The organism is Mucilaginibacter endophyticus, from assembly GCF_003351025.1.
Lineage (GTDB): Bacteria > Bacteroidota > Bacteroidia > Sphingobacteriales > Sphingobacteriaceae > Mucilaginibacter > Mucilaginibacter endophyticus.
Genome location: NZ_QPCG01000009.1, coordinates 146,777 through 171,424, shown reverse-complemented (window position 1 = coordinate 171,424; position 24,648 = coordinate 146,777). Strand labels below are relative to the sequence as shown.

Genomic DNA, 24,648 nt, shown 5'->3' with positions numbered 1-24,648 from the left:
AGCTCTGCATAAACCAACCTTAGATATTCGTAAGTAATGCTTTGATATGTGTATCATTAAGGGGCCCTGCTCTTGCCACCTTTGTATTGTCAATCAACAACGACAAAAACATTAACAAAATAACAAAGGAAACCATGAACACATTAGCATCAAAAGTAGTATTAGTAACCGGTGCCTCAAGAGGCATAGGTGCAGCAGTAGCCCACAAATTAGCAGCCGAAGGCGCTAAAGTAATTATCAATTATGCAGGCGGTAAAGAAGCTGCCGACCAAACAGTAGCATCTATAAAACAACAAGGCGGTGACGCGATTGCCTTACAAGCCGATGTGAGCAAAGCCGATGAGGTAGCAGCCATGTTTGACGCCGCCATAGCCCACTACGGAAAAATTGATGTACTTGTAAACAATGCAGGCATCATGATCACCAAACTTATAAAAGACACTACCGACGAAGATTTTACCCGTCAGTTTGATATCAATGTAAAAGGCACTTTTAATACTCTTCGTGAGGCCGCTACAAAATTGGCCGACAAAGGGTCTGTAATCAATTTCTCATCAACCCAAACCCGAGTGTTAACACCTACTTATGGCAGCTATGTAGCAACTAAAGGTGCGGTTGAACAACTGACCCGTGTATTTGCAAAGGAAGTAGGAGCACGTGGTATTAATGTAAATGCGGTACAGCCGGGCCCTGTTAATACCGAATTATTCACCAAAGGCAAATCACAGGAGCTAATTGACCGCCTCAATTCACTCAACGCCTTTAATCGCCTGGGCGAGCCTGAAGACATTGCCAAAGTGGTTGCTTTCCTGGCCAGTGATGACGCCAAATGGATCAGCGGACAAATCATCGGTTTGAATGGCGCAATGGCTTAAGCCCCTAGCCCCCTAAAGGGGAATCAAGAAGCAAGAAATCAGGAATCAAGATTCAGGAAGAAACCTTGAAACAAGAAAAAATAAGTGTAATCAACAACAATCATCACAATCAAAAACATAGAAATCATGAACTCATTAAATAATAAAGTAGCAGTAATAACCGGCTCAGCCCGTGGTTTAGGTAAAGCAATTGCAGAACGTTACGCGGCATTAGGTGCCGATATCGTAATCAATTACTCACGTGATAAAGCATCTGCCGATGAAGTGGTAAGCAACATCAGCGCAATGGGTGTAAAAGTAATAGCTGTACAGGCCGATATCAGCAAAGTGGCCGATATTGAAAGGTTGTTTAAAGAAGCTAAAGAAGCCTTTGGTAAAATAGATATCGTGGTAGCCAATGCCGGTATCGAGCTTGTTGAAACCCCGGTAGTTGATTTTACTGAAGAACAGTTTGACCGTGTATTCGGTATCAATACTAAAGGCACTTACTTCACCATGCAGCAGGCTGCTAAAAATGTAGAAGACAATGGTCGTATTATTTACATTGCCTCAAGTACCACCTCATTCCCCGTACCCGGAATGGCTGTGTATGGTGGTAGCAAAACTACTCCACGCTATCTGGTTGATATCCTTTCAAAAGAAATTGGTCACCGCGGTGTAACAGTTAACTCTATCATACCATTTGCTGTTGATCATTCAGGTATCTTTGCCGAAGCTGATAGCTACCCCGCATTAAGAAAACAATTGCTTGACAGTTGTCCGATGGGCCGCCTGGCCGAAGTTGAAGATGTGGCCAATGTGGCCGAGTTTTTCGCCAGCGATCTTTCATCATTCGTAAACGGCCAGCATTTGCTGGTAAACGGTGGTGCAACAAATTAATAATCAGTTTAGTAACATACGCCAGCAGGTTGTAGTCTTAGCTATAACCTGTTGTTTCTATTTAACAGGCAGAAAATATTATTTGATTTATACATCTACTAAGCCATGAAAACGCTTAACCATTATATCATATACGGTACATTAATTACTGCCTCTGTAAATGCGCAGGCTGCAAAAACGCCTACCTCAACTATACAAAACATCAAAACCATGAATACCGAAAAATTAAGTAACGCGGTAGTAAAACAAGCCATTGAGGCTCTGCAAAGCGGCGATAAACAAACCTGGTTTGCTTTATTCACTAATGATGCCCAACTTTTTGACGATGGTAACAAAATGAACTTTAAAAGCTTTTTTGATAAGGCATTGGGGCATGAGCGCTTTACCAGTATTGATAAGGTAGAGCAAAACGGTTTACATGTTTACGGTAAATTCCACAGCGACCAGTGGGGCGATTTTAAAACCTATTTTAAGTTTACGGTTGCTGATAATAAGATCAGCAAATTAGAGATAGGACAGGCGAGTTATTGACCTGTTGTCATTCTGAGTGACAGCGAAGAATCTTCTGCGAGGTAAAAAGCGGCTATACAGGGCGAAGAAGATGCTTCGTGCCTCAGCATGACAAGCGTTTTTTATTCTTTTATCACCACACTTATCTCTTTCCCCGATATTTGTATCATGCAACAGCAACTCATCGCCCGTTTACAGCAGTTGAAACCAATCCCGGTTGGTGATCAGGAACTCATTGCAAAAGCCTTTGAACCGATGAAGTTTAAGGAGGGGGATACGTTATTGCCGCTTGGACACGTAGCAAGACAGTTGTTTTTCATTACAAACGGTGTACTGCGCATCATGGCCCAAAATGATAAAGGCAATGAGGTAACTTATTTCTTTTTAAAAGACAATCAGTTTTGCACTATCCTGTACAGCTTCAATAATAACATGATTGCCGAAGAAAGTATCCAGGCTGCCTGCGATACGGAATTGCTGGCTATCAGTAAAAATAATTTGCTGGCTTTATATGAGAAACTGCCCTATCTAAAAGAAATGATCGATCAGATTTCGCAGAATACGCTTCTGGAGAAAATAAAAACAAGAAATGCTTATCTGGGGCATGATTCATCCGAACGATACCTGTTATTTTTGGAGCGCCAGCCTGAAGTGGCTATGCGGGTACCTTTAACTGATATCGCTTCTTACCTGGGTGTTACGCCTCAGTCTTTAAGCAGGATCCGAAAAAACATCCGTTAATCGCATAATAAATAAACCGTGCTTTTTACCATTTGTTAAATGCCCTGGTTACTTTAGTGCCGAGCTTTGTTTTATCATTAAAACAGAACAAACATGTCAAGAATATTTATAACAGGATCGGCAGATGGTTTAGGGCAGATGGCCGCCCGATTATTAATAAAAGATGGTCATAGTGTGGTATTGCACGCCCGTAATGACGCCCGCGCTAAAGAGGCTTTGGCCACTGTGCGAGGGGCAGACGCCGTTGTTGCCGGCGATTTATCTTCTATTGCTGGAACTATAAAAGTTGCAGAACAGGTAAATAAACTTGGCACTTTTGACGCGGTAATTCATAATGCCGCAGTTGGCTACCAGGAGGGGCGACGGATAGCAACCGTCGACGGTTTACCGCACGTTTTTGCTATCAATAGCCTTGGTCCTTATATCCTCACCTGTTTAATAAATAAACCCAAACGGCTTGTATATATCAGTTCGGGCTTACACAAAGATGGGGATGCTACACTGCGCGACCTGGAATGGAACATTCGTAACTGGAACGGTTATATGGCTTATGCCGACTCAAAATTACACAATGTGGTCCTGGCTTTTTACGCTGCCCGCAAATGGCCCGATGTGTACTCAAACGCCCTGGAACCGGGCTGGGTAGCAACCAAAATGGGCGGACCAAGCGCTCCGGATAGTTTGGAAGATGGCCCCAAAACACAAGTATGGCTTGCTGCAAGCAATGAGCCTGAAGTGTTGGTAAGCGGGAAATATTTCTATCATAAAAAGTTACGTTCCGTTCATCCTGCAGCTTCAGATCCGGTTGTTCAGGATAAATTTATTGTCGAGTGCGAACGTTTATCGGGAATTAAATTTCCTGGTTGAAGGATTCAGTAAATTCGCATCAATAAAATCTATATAAATTAAAAACAAAATAGCTATCATGAATACAGTTAAAATAGGATGGATTGGTTTGGGTAAAATGGGCGTCCCCATGTCGCAGCAATTGATTAAGGCCGGGTATCCACTCAGCGTTTATAACCGCAGTAAGGACAAGGAAGAGGGATTTAAAGCCCAGGGCATCGGTACGGCCGCATCGCCAGCGTTGTTATTAAATGATACTGATGTTGTTTTTGTAATGGTATCTGATGATAAGGCCATCAAGGATATTTTTACCGGCGACGAAGGTTTGCTGGCCGCGAAAGTGAGTGGCAGGATCATCATTAACATGAGTACTGTTTCACCGGCCATAAGCAAGGAGATGGCTGCAGCATCCAAAGCTCAGGGTAATCATTACCTGGATGCGCCGGTATCAGGCAGTGTAAAACAGGCGGAGGATGCCATGCTTGTGATTATGGCGGGGGGCGAAGTAAGTGCATTTGAGCAGGCGAAACCTATTCTCGAAAAAATGGGCAAACTGGTAATGCTGGTTGGCGATACCGGCGCAGGCAACGTGGCCAAACTGGCAATTAACACCTTGTTGGGTATTGTTGCACAAGGCCTTGCCGAAACAGTAACGCTGGCACAACAAAACGGCATCGATGCAGAAGCGCTGACAACGCTGATTGGTAACAGTGCTTTAGGTAGCCCGTTCATCAAAATAAAGGGGGATGCTATTGTTAATGATAATTATAGTGCGGCTTTTGCCCTAAAGCATATCACTAAGGATCTGCGCCTGGCCAAAGACCTGGGTTTGGCTACTCCGCTTGGCGAAACCGCCTATCAAACCTATCAGGATGCCGAAGCCGCGTTTGGTGAAGAGGATATCATTGCGGTGATAAAGCAGGTGAGGAAGGGGTAAAGGATAGAAGATCACTATAAAAAAATGTCATTGCGAGCGAAGCGCGGCAATCGCACGGAGGCATGTCCGCCCTGTATAGTATGCGATTGCTTCGTCGTTCCTCCTCGCAATGACATGGTTTCGTCGTTCTTCGAGGGATGACTACCTACTCCAAAACTATCTTTTGATGCTGATAAGGTATTTCAATATGCCTGAACCCATGTTCTTTTAGTTTCCCGGCAAAATGTTGCTGAACGTCATACTCGCCATGAACCAGAAAAACGGTTTTCACCAATGCTGGATCCTGGCAGGCCAGAAAATGAAGCAGGTCATCATAATCGCCATGGGCACTCATGGATTTGATGGAACGTACTTCGGCTTTAACCTCGTACATATCGCCAAAAATATGCACCTCATGATCGCCGCGTAATAAGCGTCCGCCTAACGAATTTGGTTCCGCATAGCCTACCATTAAAATGGTGTTCTTTTGGTTGTTGATATTGTTTTTGATGTGATGTTTTACCCGCCCGGCTTCGGCCATGCCCGACGAGGAGATGATAACGCACGGACGCGGATCGTTATTCAACGCCTTTGACTCTTCCACACTTTCAATAAATTTCAGGCCTTTAAATCCAAAAGGATTGGCATCGGTTTTTAAAACTTCCTGCACGTTTTTATTGTAAACCTCTGGGTGGTTCATCAATACCTGCGTAGCCTTTTCCGACAGCGGGCTATCTACATAATAAGGAATATCCGGTAAGGTACCTTTCAGTTCCAGGCTGTTTAAGGCATACAGTAATTCCTGCGTGCGGCCAACGCTGAATGCCGGGATAATTACCTTGCCGCCCTTTACCTGGCAGGTTTGTTTAATAACTTCAAGTAGCGATTCCTCGATAGGTCCGAGGTCTTTATGCAGCGAATCGCCGTAGGTTGATTCCAGTAAAATATAATTGGCCTGCTCAAAAGTTTGCGGACTTTTCAGCAACAAATCGCCGTACCGGCCAACATCGCCACTGAAGGTAATGTATGTGTCCTTACCGTTTTCGGTTACGGTGATATGCACTGCGGCGCTGCCTAAAATATGTCCGGCATCAGTAAAATTAAATTTCACGGCGGGGGTAATGGCAAACTCCTCACCATATTCAACAATCTTGAACAGGCGCAGGGCTTCCATTACATCATCCTCGGTATATAAAGGCGAAAGCAGGGGCAGGCCTTTGCGGGCGCGGTGCTTGTTGCTATATTCGGCATCCTGCATCTGAATTTTTGCAGAATCAAGCAACAGGATCCGCGTAAGGTCCATAGTGGCCGATGTACAGTAGATGTTTCCGTCAAAACCTTCGGCAACTAACCTTGGGATTAAACCGCAATGGTCAATATGCGCGTGCGACAGGATCATGTGCGTAACACCTTTAGGATTAAAACCAAAATGTTCGTTCATTTCTTCGGTTTGTTCTCCAAGGCCTTGAAACATGCCGCAATCTAATAATATGCTGGTACCGTCGTTTAAACGGAGTAAATGCTTGCTACCGGTAACATTACGGGCAGCACCATGGAAGGTTATATTCATGTATAATTGGATGTGATCAACACAACGAATATGGTGATTTAAAGTTTAGGAAATTAATAACTAAAAATTTAGTTGCAAATTTGAAATATGTCCCTTACCTTAGTTTAACCAATTAAATATATTAATACACGAGGTATTAATTTAAAAGCACGCACATGGAAATTAAAGAGTTAACCCGCGCCGAAGAGCAGATCATGCAAGTGCTCTGGCAATTAAAAAAAGGGTATGTTAAAGACGTTATCGAGCAGTTACCTGAGCCCAAGCCCGCTTATAATACCGTGTCGACAATTATCCGGATCCTGGAAACCAAGGGCTTTGTTGGTCATGAGGCATTTGGTAAAAGTCATGAATATCACCCGGTGATCAGCAAGGAGCAGTATCAGAATTTTGCTGCCGATAAATTGCTGAGCGGCTATTTTGATAACTCTGTTAACCGCATGCTTTCGTTTTTTGTAAAGAAAGAAAAGATCGACCTGAAAGAGGCCGATGAGATCATGAAACTGATTGAAAAACTTAAAGAAAGATAATTATGAACTGGTGGCAATATTTATTACTGGTAAACATATACCTGTTGCTGTTTTACGGGTTTTATGTGCTTTTGCTCCGAAAAGAAACCTTTTTTCAGCTTAACAGGCTTTACCTGGTAAGCGCCGCCCTGTTGTCATTTATGATACCCGTTATTCAGGCCAGCTGGGTACAAAATCTTTTTATTACCCAGCAGGTGAAATACACGCTGTACAGCAGCCCGGTGGCTGTTTACAACTTTAAACCGATAGAAGAATCGCCGGTGAGTATAGGCGAGATCCTGTTTTTGGTGTATGTAGCGGGTATAGTGTTTTTGTCGGCAAGATTGGTATGGCAGCTGTTTAAGCTAAAAAAAGTGATCAGCCAGCCTGAGCCTCAGGTATCTTATTCCTTTTTCAAGACCGTAAAACTAAATGCCGATGGTGAAGTTAACGAAGCCATCGCCACGCACGAAGATGTGCATGCCCAACAATGGCACTCGGCCGATGTGCTTTTAATTGAGCTGGTGATGATCATTAACTGGTTTAACCCGATAGTGTATTTCTATCGCAGGGCTATAAAGCATATCCATGAATTTATTGCCGACAGGCATGCGGTTGAAGCCGGTACCGACAAGGCCGACTACGCCATGCTGCTCTTAAGCCAAACCTTTAATACGCCAACCCATGGCCTGGTTAATTCATTTTTTAATAAAAGCTTATTAAAAGAACGCATTATTATGCTGCAGAAAAATAAATCGCACCGGATATCGCTGGCTAAATATGGGCTTTCGGCCCCATTGTTTATTTTGATGATGGTCCTCTCATCAGCAACTATTAATAACAGTGATGCTATTTCAGTTATCAATACTAAAGCTGATAAGGTTTTTTCAACCCCGGCCAGTAAGGTAACAGAAATTACCATTGATGAACCAATCCGTGCTGAAAAGCACAATGTAGCTGCAGCTGATACTACACCTATTTATACTTCGGTTGAAAAAGTGCCCGAATTTTCGGGAGGACTACAGGCTTTCAGTAAATTCCTTCAAAGTAATCTCAGATATCCTGCTAACGCCCGCGCGCAAAAGATCCAGGGCAGGGTGATCATCACTTTTGTTGTTGAAAGGGATGGTGCGCTTTCAAATGAAAAGGTAGTAAGGGGCATTACCGATGATCTGAACAATGAAGCTTTAAGGGTGATAAAATTATCGCCTAACTGGAAACCTGGCATGCAGGGTAATCGTACGGTGAGGACTCAATATTCGGTACCTATCAGTTTTAAACTTGCCGCTGACGAGGATACCATAAAGACTACTACACCTGCAAAATTCTCAATAGCGTCGGCTCAACCCGGTTCCGATCAGGTATTTACAGCAGTTGAGCAGGTGCCGGAGTTTAAAGGTGGGATAAACGCGTTTGGTAAGTTTCTGGCAACTAATATCAGGTATCCTAAAGATGCCCGTGAAAAAAATATCCAGGGCCGGGTGGTTGCTACTTTTGTTGTTGAAAAAGATGGTTCTTTGTCTGATTTCAAAGTTCTGAGAGGAATAGGTTATGGCTGTGATGAAGAAGCAATAAGAGTGCTGAAGTTGTCTCCCGAATGGAAACCCGGTACTCAAAACGGTCGTGCTGTAAGGGTACAATATAGCGTGCCAATAAGTTTTACACTTGCTGGCGGCACACCCACTAAGCCCGGTGAAAATAAAACCGGTGCTGTTGTAACCGGAGATTCAAATACGTCTTCACTGGCGGCGCAGATACGGAGAGATTCAAGCAGGGCTACATTTTCAATACGGGATGGTTTTGAAAATGGGGCACAGCCGTTATATGTTATTGATGGTGTAACCCAGTCAAAATCGTTTGTCCTCAAAAATATTAACCCCGATGATATTTCAAGCATTACTGTTTGGAAGGATAAAAACGCAACCGCTATTTACGGTGAGCGGGGTGCAAACGGTGTTATACAGATCACTACCAAGGCCGAAGCAAAAAGGAAAGCAGCGGAAGGTACCGTTATAAAAGGAGCTGTTATCAAGAACAATTGATATTAGCAGGATGAAGTTGCATACGCTGCAAAGTAATTTATTTACAAAATGTTATACCAGCAGCACAACGTTTTTTGGAGTTTTGATGTGAATAGATTTGTTTATATTTGTAATTGAAAATATAACCTTATCACATGAAGAAACTTTATCCTCTATTACTACTGGTGGTAGCATTTGCGTTTGCACACACATCCTGCACCAAACTTACAGATCAGCCTAAACCGGTAACAGACAGCACCAAAACCCTTAAAGAAATTTCTTTGAGAGATACACTTACCATGTATACCGATCAGGTTATACAATTGGATGTAAAAGTCAGGCCAATAAATTTTGACACAACAAAGCTTGTTTGGGTATCATCAGATACCTCAGTAGCATCCGTTAGCCAATTAGGACGAATTACAGCAAAGAAAGAAGGCAGTTCAAAGGTTTCTGTCAGTAACGCCGAAAAAACAAAATCAATAAGTTGCACCGTAACAGTAAAGGATAGCCTTACGGTGGGTATGATAGCCTATTACCCTTTCGGGGCTAACACTGCCGACGTATCCGGCAATGGTAATAATGGCTTCGGATATAATTTAACGCAAGTTGCCGATAGGTTTGGCAATGCCAACGGGGCCTATTATTTTAATGGTTACAGCAGTTATATTGTGGTTAAGGATAAACAGACACTGCGACTGTCGCATACTGATTTTACCATTTCTACCTGGGTGAAGCTTGATGTTTATAACTATTCATTCGCTTCACAGATCATTGACAAAAGGATTCCTGAATTGGGCAACGGGTGGAATATGTCTATTTCGGGATATGATTTCGTTGCAACCGGTCAGGGTGGTTTAGGATTGCTAACATTTAATGAGAATAACAGCCCACTATTAACGCTTACTCAGGGAATGGTTTCGTTAAACGCCTGGCATATGATAACCACGGTATATAATTATCCTACCCACACTTTAGCGCTTTATATTGATGGCGTGAAAGACATTACATTTAACGGAATTGCTTCGCCAAATATAACCATAACGGCCGATGCTTATATCGGCAGGGATAATCCTGATGTTCCTTCTCCGGGATATTTCCTGAAAGGTGCGTTGGATGACATGCGTTTATATGACAGGGCTCTATCCGACAAAGAAATTAAAAAGCTTTATAAAGCTGTGTATTAATACAACTTAACCGGTAGGTTAAAACAGGTTTCCTCATGCGGGGAAACCTGTTTTGCTTTAAAACCGGCGCATGAAAAGCTAAGTAAAACTATTAAATTAGCCGCATGAAAGGTAACGACCGATTATATCCCTCTGTTTTTCACACGCGCTATGTATCCCTTTCACAACTGAGGGATAAAACCATCGAAATAGTAAAACAACTTACCGCCGATAATAAAACATTACTGCTTGCCGACTTTGGCTGTGGTGATATGCCATACCGCGAATTGATTGACCCGATAGTAGGCAAATACCTGGGTATCGACCTGGAAATGAACCCCAAGGCCGAGCATCATATCGGCTTCGACAGTAAAACTACCCTGCCCGATAATTATTGCGACATTGTGCTTAGTAACCAGGTGCTTGAACACGTAGATACCCCATCAGGTTATTTACAGGAGGCCATGCGTATTTTGAAACCCGGAGGTTCGGCTATTATTACCACACATGGTTACTGGTTTTATCATCCAACGCCTAATGATTACTGGAGGTGGACAAGTGCTGGTTTACGTAAAACCATCGAAGCCGAAGGGTTTAAGATCAATTCATTTTTTGGTATTATGGGTTTGGCGGCAAGTGGCCTGCAACTTTTTCAGGATGGTATTGCCGTTAAATTGCCTAAATTTTTAATTCCCCCTTTTGCTTTGGTAATGCAGGCTATGATTGGCCTGTTTAACAGAATAAACACACAGGCGCAACGTGATCGCGACGGCGCTATCTATGTTATTGTTGCCCAAAAGCCCCTTTAATATTATTTATTAACTTTGTACCTGCAAAGCATAGCTTTATATACTCTGTATCTGTAATGATTGAAACTCCAAACCGCGAAAATGTAGTGTCTTATTATGATGAGCACGTTAAAAACAAGCTTAATGATTATATTGTAGTTAATCCCCGTATTGAGTTTGGGTGGGATACCATTAAGCGTTTTACGCCATCAAGCCCGGCCCGCGTTTTAGAAGTAGGTTGTGGTATGGGCAATATTTGTTCGCGGATGCGTAAATACTGGCCTGATGCCGTTATTACAGGTATTGATATCAGCACCATGTCTATCCAGATTGCGCAAAAGCTTTTTGGCGACAGCAAACTAAATTTTAAGGAAAGCATCCTTACCACTGATACTTTTAATGAGCAGTTCGACCTGATCATTTTCATGGATGTATATGAGCACATTGCCGTTACCGACAGGCCTGCTGTTCACGCGGCACTTGCCAAAATTTTACGGAACAAAGGCCGCATCATTTTAACTGTGCCTACACCGGCAAACTTAAAATGGTCGTTGGTGAATAAGCCGGAAACCATGCAGCCGGTTGATGAGCATATCTCTTTTGATGTTATTGGCAAGCTGGCCGCAGATACAGGCACCGAAGTGATTTTTTACGAACTTAAAAACGTGTGGAACGTAGGCGACTACGCGCACATCGTATTGGAAAAAAATGACGATTTCGAGGCTGCGTTTTTTCATCCGAAACCGGTAACCGCATCTCAACGTAGCAGGAGGATCTTTAATAAGGCTGTTTATAAATTAGGCAGCTTCTTCCGCCGGTATTATGTCCGCAAAAAGTTAGGTTGATATGAGCGGGTCATATAACTTATGTATCATAAAGCCCAATAAGTCCGCTTTTTCCGAAACCTTCATTCAGGCGCATATAGATGGCCTGGCCGGGAATAAAAAAGTGCTGTACGGCGGTGCCTTCCCTTTGTATGACCATGAGGGAAAAACACTGATCCGTTCAAAACTGGGTCTGCTGAGTTATCTGATCCAAAAGCGGATTTTTAAAAAGAAAAATATCAGGGTACGTACCCGTGCCCTGTATAAATATCTCAAAGCAAATAAAATAGACGCTGTTTTTGCCGAATACGGCATGGTTGGCGCATCGGTTACAGAAGCTTGCAAAATGGCCGGCGTTCCGCTCATTATCCATTTTCATGGGGCCGATGTTTATCATCGTGATACAGTTGCCGCCTATGCCGAACTTTACCAGCAGGCTTTCAGGTACGCGAGCGCTTTCATTGCTGTGTCGGTAGATATGGCAGTTACACTGAAAGAAATGGGAGCGCCTGCCGATAAGGTATATACCGCTTCATGCGGCGTGGATACCGCCGCTTTTCCGCTGCTTGATATATCGGCCTCGGCCAAAGATTTTTTATTTGTAGGGCGTTTTGTGGAGAAAAAATCCCCTCAATCATTAGTTAAAGCATTTAAGATCGTCCTTGAACAGCATCCGGATGCGAGGCTTTGGATGGCAGGCGGCGGCCCGCTGTTTGATGAAACTAAAGCACTGATTGTGGAACTTGGGCTTAACGAGCAAATTACACTTACCGGGGTATTAAAGCCGGAAGAGATCAGGGATTTGATGAAACGCATGCGGGCATTTGTACAACATTCGGTTACTGCCGCCAATGGCGATAAAGAAGGGACCCCGGTTACCGTATTAGAAGCATCATCATCTGGGCTTCCAGTGGTTTCAACCCGGCATTCAGGAATTAAGGAAGCTGTTGTTGACGGCGAAACAGGTTTCCTGGTTGATGAGTATGATATAACCGGAATGGCCGAACGAATGATAACCCTGGCAGAATCTGTTGAACTGGCCGTGCAAATGGGTAAAGCTGCGCGAAACCACATGATTGACAATTACGATATTAACCTGCGTATAGCTTTGCTTGATCATATTATCCAGAACAGCATCAATAGTAAAGCGAACTAAATGAACCTATTACAAAAACAGGGATTTTTTAACAGCCTCATACTTTATGCCGGGGTTGCGTTGGGTTTCTTTAATTTGATCATTCTTTTTCAGCGGATCCTCACCATCGAGGAGATCGGTTTTTTTAATTTAATGACAACCACTATCTCGTTACTTTATGCCCAGTTTGCCGGGTTGGGGATTGGTAATATCATTCTTAAATATTTTCCGTACTATCGAAGTGAAGATAAAAAACACGGGGGATTTGCATCTTTTGTTGCCGTATGGAGCCTGGTTGGTTTTGTTGTTTTCACTGTGCTTTTTGTAGTTTTTAAAGATTCTATTGTAAGTCACTACAAAGATAAAGATGGTGGTCCGCTGCTCACCGAATATTTTTACTACCTGATTCCATTATCGTTCCTGGTCATGGTATTCTCCGTGCTTGAAAACATGGCACTCACGGTATTTAAAAATGTACTTTCTTCGTTTTTACGCGAGGTGGGGTTGCGTTTGTTTACAACTGCAGGAGTTTTATTGATTGCTCTTAAACTGATCGATTATCATGTTTTTTTAATAATATACATAATTGCTAACCTTGTAGCTGTACTGCTGTTGCTTACTTATATAGCCAAAGGCCGGCATTTTAGGTTTTCAGCCGTTAGTATACAATTGATCAGTGAACGAAAAACATTTCTCAGTTATGGCTTTTTCACAGTATTGAGCGGCAGTTCATTTGTAATGATCCAGAATCTGGATACGCTGATGCTGAGCCTGCTTACCAAACAGTCGTTTGTTTTCGTTGGCATCTATGGTACTTTTTTCGCCATCGCCGTAGTTATCAGCTTGCCGGCGAAGGCGCTCAGTCGTACTTCTTTGCAGATCATAGCACAATCATGGGTTACCAATGATATAGCTAAAATTGGTAAAATCTACTACAAAACGTCGGTAGTGCAAATGCTTATCGGCTGCTTGCTATTTATAGGTCTGGTTATCAACAGGCAGTTTATTGTAATGCTATTGCACAAACATGATTACGCCCCATATTTTAATGTGTTTATTGTGGTAGGCGTAGCATTTTTGGTTGATATGACAGGTGGCCTGAACGGTTATATCATGAACGTATCTAAATATTATCGCCTTACTACTGTTTTTATCGTTTCGGCAGTAGTGCTTTGTGTGGTATCAAACTGGATATTAATCCCGCGCATGGGTATGATGGGAGCCGCCGTATCTTACCTCGTTACCATGTTTGCGCTAAATTTTGCCTATTGGTTGTTTATCAAAATCAAGTTTAATCTGCAACCTTTCGCGAAAGCTCATTTGTATATATTATTGATATTTACGGTTTGTCTGTTGATAGGGCTTTATCTACCGCAGTTAAAAAATGTGGTTTTAGATATGGTTTACCGCTCGGCCATAGTTGGTGTGGTGTACGTATTTTTTGCCTATGTTTTAAAAATTTCAGAAGATATTAATGTTATATTTGATCGCATCCTGAAAAAAGTATAACCAGGACGCGTTGAGTACTAAATAACCTAACCTATCGCAATAAATTACATGAGCAAAATCTTTGCACAAACCTTATTTGTACGCTTATACATCAAGGTTATGCCATTTACATTGTTGGCCTGGCAGCATTTACCGATCTATAAAAAACAGGCAATACATAAGTATATGAGCCGGTTTTTTCTCTTACACTTTTTAAAAGTTCTTGATAAATTGAACATTATAATTGATTATCCCGTAAAAGAGATCAAATGCCGTTGCGCTGTGCCGGCATTAATGCAGCCTGGATTAACAATTTAATATTTTATTGACCCCTGATTGATTGAGTTAAATCATTTTTGACTGGCTTTAAAATGTTGTTGTTACAGGTTAAAATATTTTGAAAATTTAATAATGTGAAGGATAATTATTATCATTATCCGTTAATTTAAGCTATGCACCCTAATGCCTATTCGCTTGTATAAAACTTTTTTATGGGCAATGTTTTGCCTGTTCTTTTTACCTTTAGTTGGTTTTAGCCGGGTATCCGCACCTGAAATCAATAAAGCGAAGCGTATTACGGATTCGCGACTGAACTCTGATAATTTAACCCCGGCTCCGCTACAGGCCATAACTATTTGTTCTGCTGCCGCTGCCGTACTAAACGGTGATGTAAAAACCCCAACGCCCGATAGTTATCTCTGGCAAATAAACCGTGGTGGTAGCTGGGTTAGCGCGCCATCTACCAATACCCTGAAAGATTATATCACATCTTCACTTACTAACACTGCTGCAACCAGTATTGTTTATAGTTTGCGCAGGCAAATTACTACGAGTGGCGTTGTCACTTTTGATTCATTTTATGATGTAACAGTGAGGCCTATAAGCGCGGTTACAAATAATTCTATTTCGGCACCGGCTGTTACCCAGTTTTGTACTACCGGAAACCCTACTGCTATTACCGGTACTACAGCTGCAGGCGGTGATGGCACCTATGCTTATCAGTGGCAATCATCAACAGATAACATAACATTTACCGATATTGCCGGGGCAACATCCAAAAACTACGACCCGCCAACATTGAGCGGTGATATTTATTATCGCCGTGTAGTTACATCCGGTGCTTGTACCACATCGTTAGTCAGTAATGTGGTTGTATTTAAGGTTTCTCCGGCTCCTCAACCGCCACCTCCTTTAACCAAAGCTATAAGCACTTGTTACGGCACTTCTGTTGTGATAACGTTAGACTCGCCACCGGGTGCGGCAAAATATTACTGGTACGATTCGCCGGCTAAGAATACATTGGTGGGTTCAGGTGAATCTTTTACAACACCGGTTTTATTTGCCAGCACAAAGTATTATGTAGAAGCATCAAACGGTACTTGCAGCAGTCAGTTAACAACCGTGCAGGTAACAGTTACTCCTGCTCCTGATGTTCCGGCGTTTGCTCAAAGCATAGTTACCGCGTGTACCGGTTCTGCAGCTACACTTACCGTTCAAAATGCTCAAAGCGGTGTTGTTTATAACTGGTATGGTAGTCCAACCGATCCTAATATTATACATACAGGAGCCGGCTATACCCTTAATAATGTAACGGGAGGAATAAAGTTTTATGTGGAGGCTGTTAATACAACAGGTTGTGTTTCTGCGTCGCGTGGTACTGTGAGCTTATCTGTGGTTGGCTTACCGGTAGTCACTGTAAACAGTACAGGTACCAGTATCTGCCCGGGCACAACGGCTACCTTATCCGCTTCATCTTCAGATGCGGCAGCAGTTTTATCCTGGTATGATGCACCTACCGGTGGTACTTTGCTTGCTAAAGGCAATACTTATGTTACCGCTAAGTTGAGCGCAGCAAAAACTTACTACGTAGAAGCAACAAATACTGCCGGATGTAATACCAACGGAAGAACCCCGGTGCAGGTACAAATGACCAAGCCGCTTGATGCACCTGTGGTGACAGTTGGCGATGTTACATCATCAAGTGTAACCTTTAACTGGAGCACGGTAAATGGCGCTACCAGCTACCAGGTAAGTACCGATAACGGTTTAACTTATACTGCCCCAAGCTCGGGTAGTAACGGTTTAACGCATACGGTAAGCAATCTTGATGTTAATCAGCCGGTAACAATTACGGTTAAGGCTTTGGGCGCTACATCATGTACCCTTAGTGAGGCCTCGGCGGCTGTTACGGCTACCACTATCGACAATAACAATATCATATACGTGGCCAATAATTTTACCCCCAATGGCGACGGGAATAACGATGTCATCTACGTACATGGCAAAAATATCAGCACACTTTCATTTTACGTGTATGATCAGTGGGGCCAGTTGCTGTTTACATCAACCGATGTTAATAAAGGATGGGATGGTTATTTTAAAGGATCATTGATGCCGGTGGGCGTGTATGTATACTATTTAAAAGCAACAATGAATAATGGGGCGCAATTGACTAAAAAAGGAACAATTACGCTATTACGATGAAGAAAGCACTACTTATTATTACCATAGCGCTGCAGTTGGCAGTTGCAGGAAAAGTGAAGGCGCAGGTTGATCCGCATTTTTCACAGTTTTACGCTTATCCGCTTTGGCTAAACCCGGCGCTTACAGGCGTTTTTGATGGCGATACGCGCTTGTCGGCCAACTTCAGGGATCAATGGACTAACATTAACAACGGTTACCGTACAGCTGGTGTATCTGCCGATTTTAAACCGAATGATAAAGTTGGAATCGGCTTTAATGTGCTTGATCAAAAGGCAGGTACAGCCGGATATAATTACTTTACGGCTTATGGTTCATTTGGTTATGGCATAAAGCTTTCGGATGATGGTAACCAGCGCTTACATTTCGGTTTGCAGGCTGGAGTTATCAGTCGCAGTTTTGATCCTAATAAACTTCAGTCAGATAATCAGTATGATCCCAATACCGGTTACGACCCAACGCTGCCCAATTACGAGAATTTTGGCTATTCGTCAAAAACAGTATTTGATGCCGGTGCCGGAATCTATTATTACAATGCCGACCCGATGAACAAAGCCAATTTTTTTGGCGGGCTTAGCGTCAACCACATCAATGATGTAACAGATCCTTTTGCTGCAGGCGGTATTAACAGCAAATTACCAATACGATTTACAGCACACGGCGGTATCCGCATAAAGGCTTCTGACTTTTTTGACCTGATCCCCAACATTGTTTATATCAAGCAGGGTAAAGGAGAGATCAAAGCGGGAGGCGTATACTCTGAGCTGAAGTTTTCTGATGATAACGGGCTTGTACTTGGCGGCATGGTGCGTTTACAGGATGCCGCTATTGCCAACATTGGCTATCACCTGCGCCAAATGGTTATTGGGGCCAGCTATGATTTTAATACTTCAGGCCTTCGCGCTGTTACATCTGGTCGTGGTGGGTTTGAATTGTCAATAAGTTACATATTTAGCCGCTATACTGATTCTCCGGCCCCAATTTGCCCAAGGATATAATATGAAAAAACTATTACCTTATTTTTTATTATCGTTTTTTCCGGCGGTTTCATTTGGACAGGCGAAAAATTACAAGACCCTGGCCGATACCGCCTTTAACAGGCACGAATATTATACCGCGGCCTATTACTATAAGCACCTAATTGATGGCACCTCTGCCGAATCAAAGAACAGCGTGCCTTTGGTATCAAACACAAAAAGCAGTTCTAAAAAAAGTGCAGCCAATCAATACATTATCTATCAATTGGCCGAATCATATCGTTTGTATAAAGATTTTACCGACGCCACTATCTGGTACACCCGGATGAGTAATGAAGGATCTGTTGAAAAATATCCTTTAACGCCGCTTTGGTATGGGATCTGCCTGCAAGCAAACGGTAAATATGATGAGGCCCTGCTGCAGTTGAGGCAATTTGCAGGTGTTAACCAGGACCCTAAATACACCGCGTTGGCTAATAAGGAAATCACTTCCTGCGAGTACGCCCTGAAGCAAATGGAGCACCCGCGTGCTGTTGATGTATCGCCATTGGTATTCCTGAATAAAGATCAGGGCGATTATGCCCTCACCGTAAATTTAGGGCGATATTGGTTTACCTCATCGCGGATGGTTGATAAGGATAAATTTTATACGAACCGGATTTACAGCTCGGCCATTTTAGACTCAACAAAAGCCCTTGCTACAAACTTTAATGTATTTGATAAAGAAGGGCAGATTGAATATGCCACACCTGCTCTTGACGGTACCGGTACCAAAATGTACCTCACCCGCTGGTATAAAAAGAATGGGAAAACGGTTTCTGCTATTTACTTAAGTCAATTGGTAAACAGCAAATGGCAGCAGCCAGTTAGGTTAAATAATACGGTTAACGCCGAAGGTTATAATTCTAAACATCCTTTTGTTAGTGCCGATGGTAAACGTCTGTTCTTCTCATCAGACAGGCCTGGCGGCGAAGGTGGCGATGACATCTGGGAAAGTAACCTGGATGATGCCGGGCAACCAAAAACAGTAAGCAATTTAGGCGATGTTGTAAATACACCTTATGATGAACAATCACCATATTATGATGGTCCGGATAAGGTATTGTTCTTTAGCTCGAACGGTTTTATAGGCATGGGCGGTTTTGATGTTTACCGTAGCGACGGTGATTTTGGTCATTGGTCGGCCCCGGTTAACCTGGGCTATCCTGTTAATTCATCTAAAGACGATCTGTATTACAGCATCGACCCAAACAATGCCAATAAATTTTACCTGAGCTCGGCACGCGGTTCCGACTGCTGTTTAAGCTTATTCACCGGTCAGTACCAGTTTTTATACATCAGTGGCCGGGTTATCGACTGCCGTAGTAATACCGGTATGGCCGGCGCGAGGGTGATCTTGAAAGACCCGAATGTGAAAATGGGCCTGGTTGCCAAAGTTACCGATGAAAAAGGCGACTATGTTTTCCAGGTGAAAGAAAAATTGCCAAGCTATAAATTGGAGATCTCACAAAAAGGATATTTCACTAAAGTTGTACCGGCTCCAATAGTAAGGCCGGGTATTGATACACTCATCAATCCCGATATCTGTTTGCAGAACTATAAAGTTAATGTGCAAATAGTTATTGATAATATTTACTTTGATTTTGGTAACGCCCATCTCCGGGCCGATTCATATAGCACGCTGGATAAACTTGTTGCCATTATGAACGATAACCCCAAAATAAAGATTGAGCTTGGTTCACATACCGATGGCGTAGGTGGGGATGCCTGGAACCTGAAATTATCGCAGGCCCGGGCCGAGGCATGCGTTGATTACCTTTTATTGCAAGGCATTAAATCATCACGCATCAAAGCTAAAGGTTATGGAAAGAGAATGCCTATAGCTCCAAATAAACTGCCAAACGGTAAGGATAATCCCGAGGGCAGGCAGCTTAACCGCCGTACCACGTTTACTGTAAAATCGGCAGACTAAAAACAAATTATTTTATTTGTTGGCGATGGCGAGGTTATAGTATAATTTTGTCTTTACAATTAGATGCCCTGCTATATGCGGGGCATTTAATTTCAATACCCTGTCTGCTGAAATCAAACCATGCAAAATATTGCTCCGATAGCCCTTTTTGTTTATAACCGGCCCGACCATACCCGCCGTACTATCAGTTATTTACAACAAAATTTACTGGCCGACGAATCGCGCCTGTATATTTTTTGTGACGCGGCCAAAACCGATGCCGATAGGCCAAAGGTTGAACAGGTGAGGCAACTGGTGAATGACGTAAGCGGATTTAAGTCGGTAAAGGTTATCGTGCGTGAACATAACCTTGGTTTGGCCGAGTCCATTATTAGTGGGGTAACGCAATTGGTATATGAGTATGGTAAGGTGATTGTGTTTGAAGATGATCTGTTATCATCGCCCTATACCCTGCAGTATTTTAACGATGCGTTGGCTAAGTACGCCAACCAGGAACAGGTAATGCATATTGGCGCGTATATGTACAACCTGTATGATAAAACCCTGCCCGAAACTTTCTTTTACCGAGCAGCCACCAGCTGGGGCTGGGCAACCTGGGCACGTGCCTGGAAAAACTTTGAACCCGATGTTGATAAGTTGATAGACCAGTTTGATAACCTCAAAATAGCCCGTTTTTCCATAGAAGGTAAAATGAATTTCTGGAAACAAATTGAGCAATTTAAGGCCGGTAAAAATAATTCCTGGGCTATCAGGTGGTATGCCTCTATCTTTTTAAAAAATGGCTTAACGCTCAACCCGTCGCAGTCGCTTATTCAAAATATAGGGCACGATGGTACCGGTGTGCATTCCAATAACGAAGATATGTACCATGTACAAATGGCGCGCAAGCAGGTAACGCAATTTCCGGATGTGCTGCAGGAAAACGAACAGGCCTATAAGGCTATCAAACATTTTTTGGCCAATCGTAAAGGGACGCTGTTACAGCGGGTTAGGCGTTTTGTAAAACAGCAGATGGGCCGCTGAAATAATGTTTTCAAAAACGGTTAGGAATTATTGTTGGGCTTGATTTAAAAGGTATATTTAAGTCTTAAAAATCAAATTTCCACCATGAAAAAAGTAACCGGTATTGGAGGTATCTTCTTTAAAAGTAAAGATCCAAAACAATTGAATGAATGGTATGCCCAAAAGCTTGGTTTTAAAACCAGTGCTTATGGAACCATGTTTCAATGGCGAAAAGACGATGATCCCGATCAAACCGCGCTCACTGTTTGGAACCCCTTTCCGGAAACTACCACTTATTTTGCCCCTTCAACCAAGGAGTTTATGATAAACTATATTGTTGAAGACCTGGAGGGATTGGTTGCTGAGCTCAAAAAAGATGGCGTTACCATCCTTGATGAAATTGCGGCAAGTGAATACGGCAAATTTGTACATATCCTCGATCCGGAAGGAAATAGCATTGAGCTTTGGGAACCGCCTGCTGATGAGGCCTGATTTAAATTATATAGTTGAATCAAATTAAATAGGAGGCACCTATGGAGCCCGAAATATTTTGATTTAATCAAGCTATAAACATGGTACTCCTATGGAGTTGTCTAAAACCTATATTTATAACTCCGTAGGAGTACCATGTTTGTAGCCAAAATATAAATTGTGTTTTGGCTCCGGATGGAGCCTCCTTTTTATTTAAATAGGAAAACAAAACTTACCCATCAACACCGCCGGGTTTGTTCCGATGCTGATTGGCTCACCACATAAAGCTTCATTTCCAAGCAAAGCAAACAGTATAGCTTCTTTAGCATCGGGATTAATACCTAACAAACTGCTATCCTCTATTAAAACGCTGGGCAACAGTTTTTTTAATTCACCAATAACAAAAGGGTTTCTTGCGCCGCCGCCGCTGGTGAAAATTTGAATATGATCGCCAGAGATATTGTTCTCGATAAAACCTGCTATGGATGCCGCCGTGAAAGCGCTTAAGGTACAAACAAGATCTTCATTGGTAATTTGCCCGCTGCCGGATTGTTGTTGCGCTTCGGCAACCATGTCCAGATTAAACAATTCTGGTCCAGTGGTTTTAGGCGCTTTCTCTTTAAAAAATGGATGAGCGAGAAGCGCTGTTAACAACCCTTCATTCACATTGCCACTGTAAGCTATAGCCGAATTTTCATCATAAGGCTTATCGAAATATTTGCGACAGGCAGCATCGATAAGCGTATTTCCGGGGCCGATGTCTGTGCAGAGCACGCGGTTAAAATCGCCATCGCCGGGCAGCCAGGTTAAATTGGCTATGCCGCCCATGTTTAACAAAACTTGGTTTTCGCCGGTTTTATTGCCTAATAAAACATCGCCGTATAAAGCCAGCGGAGCGCCTTCGCCTCCGGCTGCAATATGTTTCTGCCTGAAATCGCTGATGGTTAATATCCCCGTTTTTACAGCGATATGATCGCCGTCGCCAATTTGCAGGGTGGTGTTAGGATAGTTTTTATGCAGATGTAAGCGTTCAGGGGCATGATAAATAGTTTGGCCGTGACTCGCGATGAAATCGACGTTTTTGGGATCGGTACGCCATTGTTCAAGAGCTTGCAATATCAGCTCCGCATGATAGCTGCCGATGTAAGCATTAAGCAAAGTAACCTTTTCAAGATCGGCACTGCGCTTTGCAAATACCTGCTGAACTTCCTGCTTAAACTCATCAGGGTAGGGGATGGTAATAAATTGCTGTAACTCAAATTTGGTGTTTAAACCATGGCCGGTGAATTTGCACAAAGCAATATCAAGGCCATCCAACGAAGTACCCGACATAAGGCCAATGCCCATTTTCGATGGTTTTTGAGCGATGTTGAAAAGTTGTTGCAGGTTATGGTTCAAGGGTATCATAGGCTTAAATTACAATTTGTATACAAGCGGCAAAAGTTAAAATAATAATGGCGCTATGTAAATATCTGATATATTTGTTTTGAACAACTAACCTCAAATACATTTCCTAAAATTCATGGCACGATTAAATTTATTGGAAGAGACGCGTTACGAGAAGTTACCTGTAAGCGTGTACGGCAACCAGCATGAAGCCTCAGTGGCTGTAGCGAACCGGATAGCAGATCTGATCCGCTCAAAACAAGCCAAAGGCAAAAATGCGGTATTGGGACTTGCCACGGGTGTAACCCCGATAGGAGTTTATGCCGAACTGGTAAGGTTGCACAAAGAAGCAGGCTTGAGCTTTAAAAATGTGATCACTTTCAACCTGGATGAGTACTACCCGATGAAACCCACAGCTGCCCAAAGCTATGTGACGTTCATGTACGAAAACCTGTTCAGCCATATTGATATAGATAAAGCCAATGTGCATATCCCTGATGGTACACTGGATAAAGACGCGGTAGCCGGCTACTGTTTGGCTTACGAAAAGCAAATTGAAGAGTTGGGTGGCTTAGATCTCCAGATCCTGGGTATCGGTCGTACCGGCCACATCGGTTTCAACGAGCCGGGTTCTGCGCCTAACTCAGGTACCAGGATGGTTACTCTTGATGATCTGACCAGAAGTGACGCTTCAAGGGATTTCGGTGGTAAAGCCAACGTGCCAACCAAAGCCATCACAATGGGTATCGGTACCATTTTCAAAGCAAGGGAAATCATCCTGATGGCCTGGAGCAAGAAAAAAGCTCCGATCATCAAAAAAGCAGTAGAAGGTGAAATCTCCGGTGATGTGCCTGCAACTTACCTGCAACTGTCAGAACATGTAGAATTTGTATTGGATGAGGCAGCTGCATCAGAATTAACCAGGTTTGATACCCCATGGCTGGTAAAAGATTGTATTTGGGATAACCAGTTGAAAAAGAAAGCGGTGATCTGGCTTGCTAATGAAATCAACAAACCGGTACTGAAACTAACCGAAGAAGATTATAACAACCACGGTATGGCCCAGCTTGCGGTAGAACAGGGCCCGGTATACAATATTAATATCGATATCTTTAACCAGATTCAGCATACCATCACCGGCTGGCCAGGTGGTAAACAGGATGCTGATGATTCGCAAAGGCCGGAAAGGGCATTACCTGCTAAAAAACGCTCAATCATTTTCTCTCCACACCCTGATGATGACGTGATTTCAATGGGTGGTACCTTTATTCGTTTGGTAGACCAGGGCCACGACGTTCACGTAGCTTACCAAACTTCAGGTAATACCGCGGTATGGGACGATGACGTATTGAGGTATATGGAATTTGCTATTGATTTTACCAACAGCATAGGCGAAGACACCGCTCATCTTCAGAAATCATACGAAGATATGCGCGCCTTTTTCCCAACCAAGCAGCCTAACCAGATCGACACACAGGAGATCAGGAATGTAAAAGGCTTCATCAGGAAAACAGAAGCGATTTCAGGTGCAAGATATGCAGGCTTACAGGATGATCATATCCACTTTATGGCCCTGCCGTTTTACGAAACAGGCAAGATTAAAAAGAACTCAGTCGGCGAAGAAGATATCCAGCTGACTATTGAACTGCTTCAAAAAGTAAAACCACAACAGATCTTCGCGGCAGGCGATTTTGCTGATCCTAACGGCACCCACCTGGTGTGTTTCAAGATCATCTTAGCGGCATTGGACAGGCTGAAAGGTAAAGAGGCCTGGGTAGAAGATTGCTGGTTATGGATGTACCGTGGCGCATGGCATGAGTTTGAAACCTACGAGATAGAGATGGCCGTACCATTGTCGCCTCAAGAGGTGATCCGTAAACGCAACGCGATCTTTAAACACCAGTCACAAAAAGACAGGCCTGTATTCCCGGGTGATGATGCAAGGGAGTTCTGGGTAAGGGCAGAAGACCGTACCCGCGACACCGCTCAACGCTACGACCGCCTTGGCCTTGCCGAATACGAGGCTATGGAAGCGTTTAAGCGATATATGTTTTAATGAACCAGCGCCCGTGTTGTCACGGGCGGTTAAAAAAA

General features: G+C 43.1%; 21 protein-coding genes. 19 read left to right on the top strand and 2 right to left on the bottom strand.

Going from position 1 to position 24,648, the window contains the following annotated elements:
- The first annotated feature begins 134 nt into the window (after positions 1-134).
- From DUL71_RS27955 to DUL71_RS27930, 6 genes are all read left to right on the top strand, one after another.
- Positions 135-875 carry an SDR family oxidoreductase gene (locus DUL71_RS27955; RefSeq protein WP_114941158.1) on the top strand — a complete coding sequence of 247 codons (741 nt, stop codon included), beginning with the start codon at positions 135-137 and terminating at the stop codon, positions 873-875.
- Positions 876-1,001: 126 nt separating this feature from the next.
- Positions 1,002-1,754 carry an SDR family oxidoreductase gene (locus DUL71_RS27950; RefSeq protein WP_112568962.1) on the top strand — a complete coding sequence of 251 codons (753 nt, stop codon included), beginning with the start codon at positions 1,002-1,004 and terminating at the stop codon, positions 1,752-1,754.
- 105 nt (positions 1,755-1,859) lie between these two features.
- Positions 1,860-2,285, top strand: coding sequence for a nuclear transport factor 2-like protein (locus DUL71_RS27945; protein WP_244228856.1), 426 nt, complete (start codon positions 1,860-1,862; stop codon positions 2,283-2,285).
- An 87-nt stretch (positions 2,286-2,372) separates the two neighbouring features.
- Entirely contained in the window at positions 2,373-3,005 is a 633-nt protein-coding gene (locus tag DUL71_RS27940; protein WP_208645665.1) for a Crp/Fnr family transcriptional regulator, read from the top strand.
- 93 nt (positions 3,006-3,098) lie between these two features.
- On the top strand, positions 3,099-3,872 hold the full coding sequence (locus DUL71_RS27935) for an SDR family NAD(P)-dependent oxidoreductase (protein WP_114941115.1): 774 nt from the start codon (positions 3,099-3,101) through the stop codon (positions 3,870-3,872).
- 58 nt (positions 3,873-3,930) lie between these two features.
- Positions 3,931-4,788, top strand: a complete 858-nt coding sequence (locus DUL71_RS27930) for an NAD(P)-dependent oxidoreductase (RefSeq protein ID WP_114941114.1) — start codon at positions 3,931-3,933, stop codon at positions 4,786-4,788.
- Between the two features lie 145 nt (positions 4,789-4,933).
- Here the strand turns inward: DUL71_RS27930 and DUL71_RS27925 are convergent, their stop codons facing one another.
- Positions 4,934-6,337 carry an MBL fold metallo-hydrolase RNA specificity domain-containing protein gene (locus DUL71_RS27925; protein ID WP_114941113.1) on the bottom strand — a complete coding sequence of 468 codons (1,404 nt, stop codon included), beginning with the start codon at positions 6,335-6,337 and terminating at the stop codon, positions 4,934-4,936.
- A 155-nt stretch (positions 6,338-6,492) separates the two neighbouring features.
- On the opposite strand from DUL71_RS27925, the gene DUL71_RS27920 reads away from it, so the two are divergent.
- The 12 genes from DUL71_RS27920 to DUL71_RS27860 all read left to right on the top strand — a co-directional run bounded on the left by DUL71_RS27920 (position 6,493) and on the right by DUL71_RS27860 (position 21,189).
- Positions 6,493-6,864, top strand: coding sequence for a BlaI/MecI/CopY family transcriptional regulator (locus tag DUL71_RS27920; protein WP_114941112.1), 372 nt, complete (start codon positions 6,493-6,495; stop codon positions 6,862-6,864).
- Positions 6,865-6,866: 2 nt separating this feature from the next.
- Complete coding sequence (locus tag DUL71_RS27915) at positions 6,867-8,885, top strand: M56 family metallopeptidase (RefSeq protein WP_114941111.1); 2,019 nt, start codon at positions 6,867-6,869, stop codon at positions 8,883-8,885.
- Between the two features lie 134 nt (positions 8,886-9,019).
- Entirely contained in the window at positions 9,020-10,051 is a 1,032-nt protein-coding gene (locus tag DUL71_RS27910) for a LamG-like jellyroll fold domain-containing protein (RefSeq protein WP_114941110.1), read from the top strand.
- A gap of 104 nt (positions 10,052-10,155) precedes the next feature.
- Entirely contained in the window at positions 10,156-10,839 is a 684-nt protein-coding gene (locus tag DUL71_RS27905; protein ID WP_114941109.1) for a class I SAM-dependent methyltransferase, read from the top strand.
- A gap of 56 nt (positions 10,840-10,895) precedes the next feature.
- The gene (locus tag DUL71_RS27900; RefSeq protein ID WP_114941108.1) at positions 10,896-11,663 is read left to right on the top strand and encodes a class I SAM-dependent methyltransferase; all 768 of its coding nucleotides are present in this window, start codon (positions 10,896-10,898) and stop codon (positions 11,661-11,663) included.
- Between the two features lies 1 nt (position 11,664).
- Positions 11,665-12,798: a glycosyltransferase gene (locus tag DUL71_RS27895; RefSeq protein ID WP_114941107.1), complete on the top strand. Its 1,134-nt coding sequence runs from the start codon at positions 11,665-11,667 to the stop codon at positions 12,796-12,798.
- On the top strand, positions 12,799-14,286 hold the full coding sequence (locus tag DUL71_RS27890; RefSeq protein WP_114941106.1) for a lipopolysaccharide biosynthesis protein: 1,488 nt from the start codon (positions 12,799-12,801) through the stop codon (positions 14,284-14,286).
- 441 nt (positions 14,287-14,727) lie between these two features.
- Positions 14,728-16,749, top strand: coding sequence for a T9SS type B sorting domain-containing protein (locus DUL71_RS27880; RefSeq protein WP_114941104.1), 2,022 nt, complete (start codon positions 14,728-14,730; stop codon positions 16,747-16,749).
- On the top strand, positions 16,746-17,744 hold the full coding sequence (locus DUL71_RS27875; protein WP_114941103.1) for a PorP/SprF family type IX secretion system membrane protein: 999 nt from the start codon (positions 16,746-16,748) through the stop codon (positions 17,742-17,744). Before DUL71_RS27880 ends, DUL71_RS27875 begins: the two co-directional genes overlap by 4 nt.
- 1 nt (position 17,745) lies before the next feature.
- Positions 17,746-19,695, top strand: coding sequence for an OmpA family protein (locus DUL71_RS27870; RefSeq protein ID WP_114941102.1), 1,950 nt, complete (start codon positions 17,746-17,748; stop codon positions 19,693-19,695).
- 120 nt (positions 19,696-19,815) lie between these two features.
- On the top strand, positions 19,816-20,718 hold the full coding sequence (locus DUL71_RS27865; protein WP_114941101.1) for a glycosyltransferase family A protein: 903 nt from the start codon (positions 19,816-19,818) through the stop codon (positions 20,716-20,718).
- Between the two features lie 84 nt (positions 20,719-20,802).
- Positions 20,803-21,189 carry a VOC family protein gene (locus tag DUL71_RS27860; RefSeq protein ID WP_112568930.1) on the top strand — a complete coding sequence of 129 codons (387 nt, stop codon included), beginning with the start codon at positions 20,803-20,805 and terminating at the stop codon, positions 21,187-21,189.
- A gap of 192 nt (positions 21,190-21,381) precedes the next feature.
- On the opposite strand, the gene DUL71_RS27855 is transcribed toward DUL71_RS27860, so the two are convergent.
- Positions 21,382-22,575 (bottom strand): anhydro-N-acetylmuramic acid kinase, encoded by a 1,194-nt coding sequence (locus DUL71_RS27855; protein WP_244228855.1) that lies wholly within the window; start codon positions 22,573-22,575, stop codon positions 21,382-21,384.
- 115 nt (positions 22,576-22,690) lie between these two features.
- On the opposite strand from DUL71_RS27855, the gene nagB reads away from it, so the two are divergent.
- Positions 22,691-24,610: a glucosamine-6-phosphate deaminase gene (gene nagB / locus DUL71_RS27850; RefSeq protein WP_114941100.1), complete on the top strand. Its 1,920-nt coding sequence runs from the start codon at positions 22,691-22,693 to the stop codon at positions 24,608-24,610.
- Positions 24,611-24,648 lie beyond the last annotated feature (38 nt).

What these genes read in the sequence shown, in the direction of transcription:
- DUL71_RS27890 (WP_114941106.1), top strand. Translation starts at nt 12,799, where the DNA reads ATGAACCTATTACAAAAACAGGGATTTTTTAACAGCCTCATACTTTAT.
- DUL71_RS27895 (WP_114941107.1), top strand. Translation starts at nt 11,665, where the DNA reads ATGAGCGGGTCATATAACTTATGTATCATAAAGCCCAATAAGTCCGCT.
- DUL71_RS27910 (WP_114941110.1), top strand. Translation starts at nt 9,020, where the DNA reads ATGAAGAAACTTTATCCTCTATTACTACTGGTGGTAGCATTTGCGTTT.
- DUL71_RS27855 (WP_244228855.1), bottom strand. Translation starts at nt 22,575, where the DNA reads ATGATACCCTTGAACCATAACCTGCAACAACTTTTCAACATCGCTCAA.
- DUL71_RS27945 (WP_244228856.1), top strand. Translation starts at nt 1,860, where the DNA reads ATGAAAACGCTTAACCATTATATCATATACGGTACATTAATTACTGCC.
- DUL71_RS27955 (WP_114941158.1), top strand. Translation starts at nt 135, where the DNA reads ATGAACACATTAGCATCAAAAGTAGTATTAGTAACCGGTGCCTCAAGA.
- DUL71_RS27900 (WP_114941108.1), top strand. Translation starts at nt 10,896, where the DNA reads ATGATTGAAACTCCAAACCGCGAAAATGTAGTGTCTTATTATGATGAG.
- DUL71_RS27950 (WP_112568962.1), top strand. Translation starts at nt 1,002, where the DNA reads ATGAACTCATTAAATAATAAAGTAGCAGTAATAACCGGCTCAGCCCGT.
- DUL71_RS27930 (WP_114941114.1), top strand. Translation starts at nt 3,931, where the DNA reads ATGAATACAGTTAAAATAGGATGGATTGGTTTGGGTAAAATGGGCGTC.
- nagB (WP_114941100.1), top strand. Translation starts at nt 22,691, where the DNA reads ATGGCACGATTAAATTTATTGGAAGAGACGCGTTACGAGAAGTTACCT.
- DUL71_RS27920 (WP_114941112.1), top strand. Translation starts at nt 6,493, where the DNA reads ATGGAAATTAAAGAGTTAACCCGCGCCGAAGAGCAGATCATGCAAGTG.
- DUL71_RS27880 (WP_114941104.1), top strand. Translation starts at nt 14,728, where the DNA reads ATGCCTATTCGCTTGTATAAAACTTTTTTATGGGCAATGTTTTGCCTG.
- DUL71_RS27875 (WP_114941103.1), top strand. Translation starts at nt 16,746, where the DNA reads ATGAAGAAAGCACTACTTATTATTACCATAGCGCTGCAGTTGGCAGTT.
- DUL71_RS27915 (WP_114941111.1), top strand. Translation starts at nt 6,867, where the DNA reads ATGAACTGGTGGCAATATTTATTACTGGTAAACATATACCTGTTGCTG.
- DUL71_RS27905 (WP_114941109.1), top strand. Translation starts at nt 10,156, where the DNA reads ATGAAAGGTAACGACCGATTATATCCCTCTGTTTTTCACACGCGCTAT.
- DUL71_RS27860 (WP_112568930.1), top strand. Translation starts at nt 20,803, where the DNA reads ATGAAAAAAGTAACCGGTATTGGAGGTATCTTCTTTAAAAGTAAAGAT.
- DUL71_RS27940 (WP_208645665.1), top strand. Translation starts at nt 2,373, where the DNA reads ATGACAAGCGTTTTTTATTCTTTTATCACCACACTTATCTCTTTCCCC.
- DUL71_RS27935 (WP_114941115.1), top strand. Translation starts at nt 3,099, where the DNA reads ATGTCAAGAATATTTATAACAGGATCGGCAGATGGTTTAGGGCAGATG.
- DUL71_RS27870 (WP_114941102.1), top strand. Translation starts at nt 17,746, where the DNA reads ATGAAAAAACTATTACCTTATTTTTTATTATCGTTTTTTCCGGCGGTT.
- DUL71_RS27865 (WP_114941101.1), top strand. Translation starts at nt 19,816, where the DNA reads ATGCAAAATATTGCTCCGATAGCCCTTTTTGTTTATAACCGGCCCGAC.
- DUL71_RS27925 (WP_114941113.1), bottom strand. Translation starts at nt 6,337, where the DNA reads ATGAATATAACCTTCCATGGTGCTGCCCGTAATGTTACCGGTAGCAAG.